This window comes from Catellatospora sp. NPDC049133 (assembly GCF_040648455.1).
Lineage (GTDB): Bacteria > Actinomycetota > Actinomycetes > Mycobacteriales > Micromonosporaceae > Catellatospora > Catellatospora aurea.
The window spans coordinates 53585-65386 of the sequence record NZ_JBEZDT010000013.1 but is presented as its reverse complement, the minus strand read 5'-3'; the positions used below and the strand labels follow the sequence as shown (position 1 = coordinate 65386).

General features: G+C 68.0%; 12 protein-coding genes. 4 read left to right on the top strand and 8 right to left on the bottom strand.

The features are described 5' to 3' along the window. Positions 1–3: 3 nt before the first annotated feature. The 8 genes from AB0B35_RS16830 to AB0B35_RS16795 form a co-directional block, all read right to left on the bottom strand. Complete coding sequence (locus AB0B35_RS16830; RefSeq protein WP_361046010.1) at positions 4–321, bottom strand: hypothetical protein; 318 nt, start codon at positions 319–321, stop codon at positions 4–6. Between the two features lie 95 nt (positions 322–416). After that, on the bottom strand, positions 417–1469 hold the full coding sequence (locus tag AB0B35_RS16825; protein ID WP_361046007.1) for an IS630 family transposase: 1053 nt from the start codon (positions 1467–1469) through the stop codon (positions 417–419). Between the two features lie 106 nt (positions 1470–1575). Continuing rightward, entirely contained in the window at positions 1576–2373 is a 798-nt protein-coding gene (locus AB0B35_RS16820) for a hypothetical protein (protein WP_361046005.1), read from the bottom strand. A gap of 165 nt (positions 2374–2538) precedes the next feature. Next, positions 2539–3876 carry a DUF559 domain-containing protein gene (locus tag AB0B35_RS16815; RefSeq protein WP_361046002.1) on the bottom strand — a complete coding sequence of 446 codons (1338 nt, stop codon included), beginning with the start codon at positions 3874–3876 and terminating at the stop codon, positions 2539–2541. 45 nt (positions 3877–3921) lie between these two features. Continuing rightward, positions 3922–4137, bottom strand: coding sequence for a hypothetical protein (locus AB0B35_RS16810; protein WP_361046000.1), 216 nt, complete (start codon positions 4135–4137; stop codon positions 3922–3924). 245 nt (positions 4138–4382) lie between these two features. Further along, a complete protein-coding gene (locus AB0B35_RS16805) occupies positions 4383–5204 on the bottom strand; it encodes a DUF6308 family protein (RefSeq protein ID WP_361045997.1) in 822 nt (273 codons plus the stop codon). Continuing rightward, on the bottom strand, positions 5201–5686 hold the full coding sequence (locus AB0B35_RS16800; RefSeq protein ID WP_361045995.1) for a hypothetical protein: 486 nt from the start codon (positions 5684–5686) through the stop codon (positions 5201–5203). The genes AB0B35_RS16805 and AB0B35_RS16800 overlap by 4 nt, the downstream gene beginning before the upstream one ends. 69 nt (positions 5687–5755) lie before the next feature. Next, positions 5756–6319 carry a DUF4352 domain-containing protein gene (locus AB0B35_RS16795; RefSeq protein WP_361045992.1) on the bottom strand — a complete coding sequence of 188 codons (564 nt, stop codon included), beginning with the start codon at positions 6317–6319 and terminating at the stop codon, positions 5756–5758. 283 nt (positions 6320–6602) lie between these two features. Between AB0B35_RS16795 and AB0B35_RS16790 the strand changes: the two genes are divergently transcribed. The 4 genes from AB0B35_RS16790 to AB0B35_RS16775 all read left to right on the top strand — a co-directional run bounded on the left by AB0B35_RS16790 (position 6603) and on the right by AB0B35_RS16775 (position 11483). Further along, positions 6603–7400: a hypothetical protein gene (locus tag AB0B35_RS16790; RefSeq protein WP_361045990.1), complete on the top strand. Its 798-nt coding sequence runs from the start codon at positions 6603–6605 to the stop codon at positions 7398–7400. A 54-nt stretch (positions 7401–7454) separates the two neighbouring features. Continuing rightward, complete coding sequence (locus AB0B35_RS16785) at positions 7455–8615, top strand: hypothetical protein (protein WP_361045988.1); 1161 nt, start codon at positions 7455–7457, stop codon at positions 8613–8615. 67 nt (positions 8616–8682) lie between these two features. Further along, positions 8683–10167, top strand: coding sequence for a hypothetical protein (locus tag AB0B35_RS16780; RefSeq protein WP_361045985.1), 1485 nt, complete (start codon positions 8683–8685; stop codon positions 10165–10167). After that, positions 10164–11483, top strand: a complete 1320-nt coding sequence (locus tag AB0B35_RS16775) for an AAA family ATPase (RefSeq protein WP_361045983.1) — start codon at positions 10164–10166, stop codon at positions 11481–11483. The genes AB0B35_RS16780 and AB0B35_RS16775 overlap by 4 nt, the downstream gene beginning before the upstream one ends. The last annotated feature ends 319 nt before the right edge of the window (positions 11484–11802 follow it).

Sequence of the window (11802 nt, the reverse complement as noted above, 5' to 3'; positions counted from 1 at the left end):
ACTTTAGCTGCACGTGGCAGAAGCGGTCCGACCGAGGTTAAGCGGGGTCGCCGACAGGAAGACCAGGTAGTCCGACCAGTCGGCGAGCAGCTGTCCGAGCTGATGGGATCTTCTGCCACGGTTGCATAGGTAGTGGGCCTCGTCGACGATCACCAGGTCGAAGCGAGGGCTTGCTTTTGTCAGAGCTTCGAGCACACCTCCGGCGGCGCGCAGCGACTCGAGCGAGATCACGCCGTGGATTTGTGCGGGGTCGCCGTCTTCGAGGCGTTGGGCGAGCTCGGCCAGGTTTCGACGGGCGCAGCAGGTCGAGCCTGCGGTCAAAGCGCCGCTCCATTTCCGATTTCCATTTCAGGGTCAGCACTGCCGGTGCGACGACCAGGACTCGGTCGAGCGTGGCGCGTTGTTCTAGTGCCCCGTCACGCGGCCTTGATTGTGTAACCCGGCTCGCGAATGCGGGAGTTGGGTGCGAAGTTGGTCTTGGGTTGGGCGCGGTGGTTGCGCCATCGGACATAGGCGCCGATCGCTGCGTTCTGCTCGGCGTGGGACTGGTGGTCGGTGCCGTTGAGGGCGAAGTAGCGCAGTGCCGCGAACTCGCACTCGATCCAGTTCAACCACGAGGCGTAGGTCGGCAGGAACACCAGTTCCACCTGGTTGGCAGCGCACCACGCCTTCACGCTGGCGTGCTTGTGGGTGGAGAAGTTGTCGGCGATCAGGTACAGCTTCTGGCCCGGCCACCGGGCCCGCAGCGCCTTGAGCAGGCCGAGGAACTCCCGGGCGCGTTTGCGGTCCTTGATTCGGTAGAACACCTTTCCGCTGGCCAGGTCGAGGGCGGCCAGCATGTGCCGCACCCCTTCGGTGCGGGTGTAGGTCGCGGGCAGCCGGCGGGTCCGCCCGACCGGCCGCCACACCCTTCCGGCCCGGGGTAGGAGGTTGAGCGGCCCGAACTCGTCGACGCAGACCACCCGCCCGTCGGCGGGCGGGTGGTCGTAGAGGTCGAGGATCCGGCGGAGTTTGGCCTGGAAGTCGGGGTCGTTGGACGACTTCCACGTCTTGGTCGCCTGCCATGACACCCCGCCTTCGTGCAGGATGCGCCGCAGCGTCTCGCGGCTGACCGCGGCGACGAGGCGGCTGTCGATGAGGTGCCGGCGCAGCTTGGACAGCGACCAGGTCGAGAACGGCAGTTTCAGGAACCGGGGGTCGCACCAGGCGATCGTGACGATCTTCGCGCGGATGACGTCACTGATCTTCTTCGGTGGGCCCCCAGCCCATTTTGGGTCAAGCGCGTCGAACCCCCGCTCGTTGAACGCGTGGATCACGCCACGGACGTAGTCCGGGGTGACCCGCATCAGGTGCGCGATGTCGGCGGCCGGCTGGCCCTGGGCCGACATCAGCACCACGATCGACCTGCGCAGCTTGACCGGGTCCTTCGCGGTGCGCCCGATCCGCTGCAGCCGTTGACCCTCGGTCATCGTGATCGCCCGTACGAACACTTCCGGTGGACGAGCCATAGCCACCCCTGCAACCCGAGAAACAGTCGCAGCAAAGCCTGCCTCACCGGCTGCCGGAATCAGCGGATTACACGGCCAACCCCATGGGACGAGCCCCTAGTTCGCTCCAGATCAGGCCTGCTTCGATGGTTTTGCCGAGGCCGACTTCGTCGGCGATGAGGATCCGCCCCGACGAACCGTTGAGGATCTTGAGCGCGGGCTTGAACTGGTATGATCGGAACACTGTCTTGCTGTAGGCGAACGAGTAGAGGGTGTCGGTCAGCGGATGCGACAGCTTCGTCCACGTCAATGTCAGCGAAAGGTCCGCCGCACCGACCGGGTCTTGGGATAGCCAGAATTCGGGATCGCGGGGGTCGCCGACTTCCAGGCGCAGCGCCTGCTCGCTGTAGGTCTTGATCTCGCCTTGGACGTCGACGTGGTATTGGTAGCCCTCGCCTACTGCGGTGACGCGCTTGATGCGCCCGACGTGGCTGGCGCCTGCGGCGCGCACCATGTCCAGCGGCTTGAACTTGGCCCGGCCCGCGAACGGTCCTGCCTGGCCCCACAGCTGCTCGTGCAGCAGGTACGCGGCTACCAGGTGGCTGTCTTCGGTGTGTTTGCGTCGGGCGCTGTCGGTGCCGCGTGGCTGTCTGCCGGCGCCGGCGATCAGCACATGCCAGACACCTGCGTGCGCGAACGCGTAGGTGCCGCGGTGCAGCATCGACACGAACGGGCTCGACTCCACCGAGCGTGTCTCGACCGCTGCCTCGTTGATCACGTCGCGGTCGTTGTCGGGCACGGTGCCGACGACGAGGCAGGTGGCAGGTTTCAGCGCCCCGAGCCAGCCGTTTTCCACGTGTGGCGGCTCGTAGCGCAGATCATCCATCTTGGTTATCCCGTCGAGATATCGGCCCTTGCCACGTTTTGCGGTATTTCTCGCTATGCAGTGTCGCTGCCCTCGTGCAGTCTGGGCACCACCTGTAAGGAGGACGCAGACTGGCGGTCAGGACAGTGGCGGCGTCCTCCTCGATGCTTTGGCAGCGCGGGGCGGCTAAGACGACCACCTGGTGAGCAGCATGCAGCGGGTCAGGCGTTCGTCAACGTTCTTGGTCAGCCGCTTGAGCCCCAACGTCTCCAGTGTCACCCGGAACAGGACTTCCACGTTGTCCCAGCCGTGAGTCGACGCGACCCGTTCCAGCAGCGCAGCGATCTCGGCCGGGGGCACGTCGTCCAGTGCGCGCGGGCCGAGCCGGCGCACCTGCACGCTGGGCTGGGATGCCAGCCGGTACGTGCGTGGCTTGTTGCCGGCTTCACGTAGCGGGTTCTCTTCCACCAGCGTGCCGCGGCGCACCGCGAGCGTGATCGCCGAGTTCAGTGCGCTGGCGATGGACTTGCCTACGCGCTGGCCACCGGAACTGCGCACGTAGGCGGTGTGGATGCGGTCACCGAGCACTGGTCCTTCGGCGGTGACGATCGCGATGATCCCGTCGATCAGGTCCTGCTTGGATGCTTCCGCCGGTGACCGGACGCTGCCGAGGAACTCGTGGTAGGCGGGCAGGGTATTGGGTTGGTCAGCAACGGCCGCGACCATGGCCGGGTCTGGTTCTGGTTCGGCGTCGGTCGCCTCCAGCAGCGCCGCCTGCACCTCGGGCCCGAGATCGAGCTCGACGGTGGTCACCGTATCGAGGACCTGGGTGTCGGTCATGGGGATAGTTGCCACGACGGTGTCGAGCTGGACGGTGCTGGGCGCGGCGACTGTGACCTGTGGTGTGTCACGGGCGGACGTTTCCTGCCAACCGGTGTCGGTTACCGAGGCGTCGCCGATGAAGGGCTCTGTACGCAGGCCGTCAGGCACTTCCGCCTCGATGACCTCGGCGTCGTCGGTGTCGGTCGCGGCCGGTAGCGGATCAACCAAATCGACTGTGGGCTGGTCGCCGATCTCCTCCTCGGCGGTGGAGGTCCAGCCAGACGGGTGGATGTCCAGCTCCCGCAGGGTCGCCCAGAGGTCGGCCAGTGCAGCCGGCTCATCGACGTAGAACGCGGATTCGCGGATGCGGAAGAACCGCCACCCGCAACGCTCCAGGTTGCGCTGGCGGGCCAGGTCACGTTCGTAGGCGTCTGGGCCGTGCCAGGCGTCACCGTCGCACTCAACTGCCAGGCGCGCTTTGCCGCCGACGACCACAAGGTCGATGCGGTACGAGTCGACCTGGTACTGCGGCAGCACCGTGTACCCGCGGTCGATGAGCCGGTTGTAGACGCGCTGCTCGAACAGTGAATCGAACGGCTCCACCCGGCGGTCGTGCGGGGCGCCGCCGGAGATCGCCGCCGGCATCGCCGACGAGGCACGGCCGGTCACGCCGTAGCAGTAGTCGAGCAGCTGAAAGCGCATGTCTTCGGGGTTGCCGACGTCGGAGAGCCGGATCGAGTAGAATAGCTACATCTGGTCTTTGGCCCGGGATGCGGCGACGTTGTAGCGCTTGACGTAGTCGTCGCGGGTCAGCGAGATCAGGGTCCGGCCTGGTTCGATGGCGGCGACCATCGACAGGAACACCACGTCACGTTCGGAGCCTTGGAAGTCGGCCGAGTCGCCGCAGCGCAGGTCACGGGCTGCCCATTCGGCGGATGGGGGACCGCGAGATCCTTCCCGCACGCGCGGGGGGTCATCCCGTGCCCATGAACACCACCTGCAGTCGGCTGTTCTCCTCTCCGTGCACACGGGGTCATCCCTTGGCACCGGCGTCGTCCGGCTCTCTCCAGACCCCCACCCCCCGCAAACGCGGGGGTAATCCCTCGCCACGCAGGCCCACCACGGACGACACCAGCTGCTTCTCGCGAGCGCGGGGGTTAATCCCGGCACGGCGAACGAGTCGATCATGCGGTTGGTCGTCTACTTCTTCAGGTTCCGGCCGTGAGTTGCGTTCGCGGCCCGAGCCATGCGGTGCAGTCTGGCCCGGCAGGGACGGCGGAGAGGTCGAGTCCGATGCAGTTCGGGCCGGCGTGGGTGCGCTGGTGGAACATCCAGACGATGACGCCGAGAACCCGCAGGACTGAGACCTGTTCGGGGAGGCGAGCGGCGGTGTGAAGGCGGCGGAGTTGGTTGCGTAGCAGGCCGTCGTTGGTCTGGAGCTGGTGGTTGAGCGAGATCCATAACTGGTGGGGCGGCGGTTTTATCGCGCATTCGACGACCGCGTCGTGGACCGGGATGAGGCGTGGCCGCTTACGAGCGAGCAGTGTGCCTGCGAGGACCGGACCGATGCGGTGCTGTGCGGTGAGCAGGTGCCATGCCCGGTTGGCAGCGCTGCCATCGCGGACGAGTTCGAAGGCCTGAGCGGTGCCGAGGTCGACGTCGGTGGGGATGGCGCGCAGCTGCTCGGCCACCTGCCGGCCGAGGTCACCCTCAAGCAGGGCGATAGCGCCTTCGGCTGGGACGGTGACACTGAGTAGGCTCACCGCGGCGATGTCGGCTGCGGTGATCTGGTCGGGGTGCGGGTCGGTGCCGTCTGGTCGGCCGAGTGACTCGAATCGACTGCCGGTCCAGCCGCCGTAGTAGCAGCGCAGCGCCGAGACTGCGGCTGGATGTTCGACGATGGCGAGCAGATGCCTGTGGTTCATGGGAGCACGCCTCCTGAGTGGCGGGCCGGGGCGGCCACGCCGCCAGTGTGGGCAGACGCCGCAGGTGTCATTGAGCAGTTCCTCTTGCGGTCCGTTGTCGGTCATCGCGAGTTCGGCGATGGAGCGGCTTCGGCGTCGTCGGTCGATTGTTCGCGGGTCCAGGCGGTCCAGCCGCGGGCGGCGATGTTGCGCAGGGCGGGTACGTCGACGGCGATGATGGTCTGCCCGTCTGGGTAGACCAGGCCCCATCGGCACCAGGTGTTGAGGGTGTCGGTGACGATCGTGGAGATCTGTCGCGGGTTCGCCCCACCGGCGGCGGCAGTGATGAGCTCTTGTTCGCTGACGGTCCGCCGTTCGGCGAGCAGTGCGGCCATTGGCCTGCGGTAGCCGGGTTCGGCGACCGGCGGTGGTGGCGGTGTGGGATCGTGCCACGTGGCGCGGCTGGTGAGGTGCCACGCCTCGTGCTGTGGGCAGTGGTAGACCCGTAGTGCGGTGCCGCGCTGGCGGGAGCAGCGCAGCGCTACTGAGATGGCCCGGTCTTGGCTGGGGTAGGCGTTTTTTCCGCACGTGGCGCAGGTTCGTTTCATCGGCGCTTCACCTCGTACAGGGCAGTGGTGTCCGGTGGCCTGGGGTGGCCACCGGACGGTGGGTGGGGCTCAGAGGACCCAGTAGGCGGCGGGGGTGTTGGCGTCGAGGCCGACGCCGTCGATCTGGATGCGTCCGCCGGTGAGGGCGGCCTTGGATACGTCGAAGACGATCTTCCCGCTGGTTTTCTGGCCGGCAGCGAGGTCGGTGGCGTGCAGCTCGGGCTTGAACCCGATGGCGAACGCCTGCTCGAAGACGGTGCCGTCCTTGGCTACGAATTTGAAGTTGAACGGATTGGAGTGGTAGCTGCCCTGCTTGCAGACGGCGGTGACGTCGAGGACGAGGAAGACGCCCTTCTCGGGCTTGCTGCCGTACGAGCCGGGCTCTTTGGTGTGCTGCTTGGGGTTGGTGACGGTGACGTCGACGATGGTTTTGTCGCCGAGCAGCTCGTTGGTGAGGGTGATGGTCTGGCCGACCTTGCCGACGGCGGTGGTGGGCTCCGGGGCGGCTTGGACGCTGGTGCCGTCGCCGCCGGAGACCGTTGAGGAGGTGTCGCCGGTGCCGGCGCCGCAGGCCAGCATCGTGGCGGTGGCGAGGGTGGCGGCGACCGTCAGCAGGAGCTGCTTGCGGTTCATGAAGGTCCCTTTCGAGAGTCCGCGGGTGTCTGGTGTGCCGCTGGGCGGTTTCCGGAGCCCGTGAGACCGAGGAAGTCTGTGGAGTTAACTGGTAAACACTGGAAGAACGTGGAGGACGGTACAACCTCACCGCAAGGCGTGTCCAGCCTGTTGTGTCGTCGAAGAATCAGGGCAGGTCAACGCACAATCGGCACACCCGTTCCTGGCCGCTCGGGTGAACGCGGGGTCACTCATTCGGGCTGGCTGTTGCTGGGAAATGCTGGAATGCGGTACCGTGTCCCGCGTGACCACCGAAGCAGCGGAAGCTCTCGAACGACGGATCGATGAGCTGCGCACGGCAGTACGCCAGGCGGTTTCCGCCGGCGACGCCGAACGCGCCCGCGTGCTACGGGCAGAACTTCGCAGGGCCGAAAACGAGTGGGATCAGGCCCTCGAAGACATCGCCGAACAGCAAGCCGAAAAAGCGACCCCAGTCCGCCCGACGGCGCCGCTGCTGCCGCTACGAGAACAGGTCCACCAGGCACTCGTACTGCTCGGCGCACCGGCCGCCCCGAAGCTCATCATTGCCGTGCACGAGGCATTCCAGGTCGGCGAGATGGTCCCGGCCCGGCTGACCAGCCTGCGCCGCGACGAGGAACGATCCTTCCGGTCCGCGCCGAACTCGCGGCCTTGTTACCTGTGTCCAGCGCTGACCTATGACCTGCTCGCCCCGGCCCGTGGCCTGCTCGCTGTGTCGACGTGGCCGATGGAACGGCGCATCGTCGGACCGCTCAGCCCGCGGGTCGACTTCCTCACCTCCGCGATCCGGCTCGCCGAACACGTCGAACGGCTACCAAATCCGAGCCCTGCGGCGATCCGGCTGCTCTGGAGGTTCGCCGCGAACATCCCCGACGCCGCCGCCGGCCCCGACGGCACCAGCCCATCAGGCGTTCTACGTGCAGCTAAGGCCGAGTTGGAGATCCACGCTGACGCTGACCGGTCGCACCGCGAAGCGGCCGCCAAGCGCGCGAAGAAGCAGCTCGACAATGTTTCGCAACTGTTCGGCAGCCAGCTGCGCGAAGTCGGGGCAGCCGCGCAGTAACGCGGCCGCTACTCTCCTTACTTCTCCTGACGCTTCCCCCGCGAAGGAATCCGAGTGCAGAACGACACCGACACCCGCCTTCGGCGCCTGCGTGGTCCCGTGCAGCCCAAGCGGCACAACGCCCGCACGATCGCGGCGCTGACCAGCAACCCGGGCTGCGCCCGGCGCGGCGTGTGCGACGCCGCCGGTGTCGACAAGGACGCCCTCGCCGCCCGTGTCGGCTTCCCTGTCCGCGCCGGGCAGTCCCAGTTCGCGATCACCCGCGGCAACGCGTTTGAAGCCCAGGTCAAAGCCGACGGCTGCGCTGAGCTGCTGACCCTGCTGCGCGAGGTCCTGAACCTGGAGATCACCGAGGTCGGCTACACGAACCTCGACGAGGTTGGCGGGAATGACAGCCAGGATCTGCGCCACGCGCACTCACGCGCCACGCTGCTGGCCGCCGCGGCCGGCCGCGACGACGCCGGGACGCTGTTCGACCATCCGCTGCTGCGGATGGAGGTCGCCGGCAACGGCGTCTACCTCGAACCGGACCTGATCGCGTTCCAGTACGCGGGCATCTTCCACGTCATCGAGATCAAATCGTTTGCGGTGATCGACGGGCAGGCCGACGGCGGCAAGGTCGCCTCCGCCGCGATCCAGTCCGCGGTGTACGTCCACGCGCTGCGCAGACTGCTCGGCAGCGACGACGCGGTCTCCTCCGACATCGTGCTGGTCTGCCCGAAGGACTTCTCCAACAAGCCGTGCGCGACCAAGGTCGACGTACGCAAGCAGCTCATCGTGCTCAAGCATCAGCTCAACCGGCTCGCCGGCATCGACACCCTGCTCGACGCGTTGCCGCCCGCGGTCAGCTTGAACCTGGCCAAGGACGACGCCGACCGGCCCGTCCGCACCCCCGCGGAGCTTGTCGAGGCCCTCGGATGTATCCCGGCCCGTTACTCGCCGGAATGCCTCGCGAGTTGTGAACTGGCGTTCTTCTGCCGTGACGAGGCGGCGGGGGAGACCGCGGTGCTGGGCAAGAGTGTGCGGGAGGAGCTCGGCGGGGTCGACACGGTCGCCGCCGCGTTGGGGTTGGCCGCGGGGAGTCTGCTGCCCTCCGATGAGCAGGCGGAGATCACTGCGCTGCTGCGTGCTACCGCGCGCATCTACGGCGAGTCGGCGACCACGGCTGCGACCTCGGTGGGGTCCGCGCCGCTGCTCGCGCAGGCGGCAGCATGACCAGGCGCAACCAACCGACGACGAACGCGGTCGGCCGCGACGGCGTGAACAGGGCCGAGGTGACGGCGTGAGCGCCATCACCTCCTACGCCCGCGCGATGGCGGTCGCAGCGCAGGTTGCGCAGCCGATCGCTACCGTGCGCCACGTCCACATCGCCGACCGGCCGCTGGTGTTCGTGCCGCTGACCCTGGCCGGCGAGGCCAACGCGCCGCTGGCAGCTCTGGTCGGCAGCGACGAGCACGACCCGCAGTTGCTGATCGTGCCGCAGCCCCGCGACCGCGGCCAAAGGTTCGCGTTCGCTGCGCAGCTCGCTGACATCGTTGTCGCCTACCTCACGACGTTCTGCGGGGCAGCCGACGAGATCAAAGGCCAGGTCTGCTTCCGCGACGCGCCGCAGATCCTGGTGCCGAACCCGGCCGGGATCGGGTTCGTCAAACTGTTCGGCCGCTCCACCCGGTTCCGCAGCACCACCGGCCCGTACGCGGTGCCGGCGAGCGTGCCGCTGCTCGGCCGGTGGCTGACCTGGTTTGCCGAACGCGCCGAACACCCCGGCTCGGCGAACCTGCTTGCGATGACCGAGGTGTTGTCGATGCACTGGGCCACCGGGCAGAGCGCGGTCGAGGACGCGAACCTTGCCGCGCAGCTTGGCTGGATCAGCCCGCCGCCGGGGCGTACCGGCCCGCAGGCCGCGCGCGAGGCCGAAGACCCGCTGCTGTGGCCGCCGGCCGGTCCGACGACCGACCCGGTGTTCGACAACGAGATCCTCGCGCCGGCCATCCGCGCCTACAGCGGCACCGAGCCCGGATCCGCAGGCCAGGACCGGGCGGTCGAACGGCTCCGGCAGGTGCTGGGCAGCCAGCTCGAACCGACATGGCGGCTCATGTGGCGCGGCGTCGCCAAGCTGCGTGAGCTGACCGCTGGGGCGTCGGTGGAGGGCCGGTGGATCGAGGACCGGCTGCGGTTCACCAGCTTCAACGAGTACCTCGTCAACGGAGGGCTGCCGCAGGCCCGCCGCGACGGCGCCATCGCCGCCGCACGCCGGCTCAACCGGCTCGAACGTGCACAGCTCGCCTACGACGTTGCCCGCGCTTTCGACGACCCCCTGGTCATGGCCAACCACCGCGCCGCCGGCGAAGCGTTCCTCGGCACCGTCACCGACGTTGAGCGGGACCGGCGCGTCGAGAATGCCAAGGGCAACGCGGTCACCCGGCCGCTGATCGTCGTACGCACCGAGGACCCGGCGCTGATCGCACCCGGGGCCAAGGCGCGTGCCGTCAGCAGGCAGTCGCAGGACGCCGTCGTTTTCTCCATCGTCCGCCAGCCCGACGCGGTCGAGGTGTGCCTGGAGATCCAGAACGGGATGGGCCGGTCCAAGACCCCACCGCCCGGCACCGTGCCCGAGCCCGGCGAGACACTGATCTACACGGCAGTCCTCGCAGACAGCATCCCGTCACCCAAACTGCCCGACGCCGAAGACACCCCCTGGACCCACGGCGGGCCGCCCCAGCCATACGTGCCCAGCGACGACGACGCCACGGAGGTGTGGGAATGAGCGCCTTCGACCCGGCCACGCAGGCCGAACAGGTCATCCAGGCCGTGCTCGCTGACCTGCGCTCCGGCGCGCATCGTGGCGTGGTCGTCGACTCACCACCCGGCGCCGGCAAATCGACCCTGGTCGTACGGGCCGCCGCGGAACTCGCCACGACCGGCGAGCCGCTGATGATCGTCGCGCAGACCAACGAGCAGGTCGACGACCTCGTTGAACGGCTCGCTGCACCCCTCGCGGAGGCGATGCCAGGCGCGCGGATCGGGCGACTCAGCCGGGCGGGCTATGAGGCCCCGGTTCGTATCGCGGGGCTGCCCAACGTCGATGTCGACAGCGACCTAGCTGCATTGGGAGCGCCGGCGGTGACGATCTCGACGGCGGCGAAGTGGGCGCACGTCAAAGACCGCACCTGGCGGTGGGCGGTCGTCGACGAGGCGTACCAGATGCGCTCCGACGCGCTGCTGGCGATCGCACCGCGATTCGAACGGGCGCTGTTCGTCGGTGACCCCGGCCAGCTCGACCCGTTCTCGACCGTGGAGAACGACCGGTGGCGGGGCTTGTCCTGGGACCCGATGCAGAGTGCGGTCGCGGTGCTGCTGCGCAACAACACCGACGTGCCCGTGCACCACCTGCCGGTGTCGTGGCGGCTGCCGCACTCCGCGGAGAAGGTCGTCGCGGAGGCGTTCTACCCGTACACGGGCTTCCGGTCGGGGACTGGGCCGGGGGAGCGGCGGCTGACCTACGCGACGAAAGGGTTCGGGGACACCGCGCACGATCGGGTGTTGGAGCAGGCTGCAGAGACCGGCTGGGGGCTGCTCGAGCTGCCGGCGCGGCACACGATGCGCACCGACGCCGAGGCCGTGTCCGCGGTGGCGGAACTGGCGCGGCGGCTGCTGCAGCGCGGGACCAGCGCGCACTCCGAACGCGGGGTGCAGGCGGTGACTGCGCAGCGGATCGCGATCGGGGCGGCGCATCGAGACCAGGTCGCCGGCCTGCGGGCAGCGCTGGGAGATGCCGAGGTCACGGTTGACACAGCGAACCGGCTTCAGGGACGTGAGTACGACGTGACGTTCGTGTTGCACCCGCTGTCGGGCCGGCGCGACGCGACAGCGTTTCACCTGGAGGCGGGTCGGCTGTGTGTGCTTGCGTCGCGGCATCGGCATGCGTGCGTGATGGTGGCGCGGGCCGGGATCCGGGAGCTGCTGGACGCGCATCCGTCGAGCGAACCGGTGCACCTTGGCGAGCCGGTCAAGTTTCCGGATGGGTGGGCGGCCAATCAGACAGTCATGGCTCATCTGGAAGGCCATCGGGTACGCGCCTGACGGATGATCAAGTCAACACTGCGGGCCGCTGAGGAAGGGAGCCGAGGGTGAAAGAGACTGTCAAGGCTCGAGAACTCATGGTAGCTGCTCTAGTGTCTCGGATAGATTTCGTCCGCGTTACGCGTAGGCTGGGCGATTACGGGGAGGATCGCGATGAACGACGGCATCTGGAGCAGCGTCGCCCCGCGGCCTGTCCGAGCTTGGCGCGAAGCTGGAGGAGCTTGCTCCCGGCGGGCGTGGTCGGCGTCGTTGCTGCCAGCGGGATACCCCCATCCGTTCCGGCACAGACTCGCAATTACTCTGGACCGCGCGCCTTTAT

Coding starts and splice junctions, on each gene's coding strand:
- AB0B35_RS16825 (WP_361046007.1), bottom strand. CDS start 1,469: ATGACCGAGGGTCAACGGCTGCAGCGGATCGGGCGCACCGCGAAGGAC.
- AB0B35_RS16820 (WP_361046005.1), bottom strand. CDS start 2,373: ATGGATGATCTGCGCTACGAGCCGCCACACGTGGAAAACGGCTGGCTC.
- AB0B35_RS16815 (WP_361046002.1), bottom strand. CDS start 3,876: ATGCGCTTTCAGCTGCTCGACTACTGCTACGGCGTGACCGGCCGTGCC.
- AB0B35_RS16805 (WP_361045997.1), bottom strand. CDS start 5,204: ATGACCGACAACGGACCGCAAGAGGAACTGCTCAATGACACCTGCGGC.
- AB0B35_RS16800 (WP_361045995.1), bottom strand. CDS start 5,686: ATGAAACGAACCTGCGCCACGTGCGGAAAAAACGCCTACCCCAGCCAA.
- AB0B35_RS16795 (WP_361045992.1), bottom strand. CDS start 6,319: ATGAACCGCAAGCAGCTCCTGCTGACGGTCGCCGCCACCCTCGCCACC.
- AB0B35_RS16775 (WP_361045983.1), top strand. CDS start 10,164: ATGAGCGCCTTCGACCCGGCCACGCAGGCCGAACAGGTCATCCAGGCC.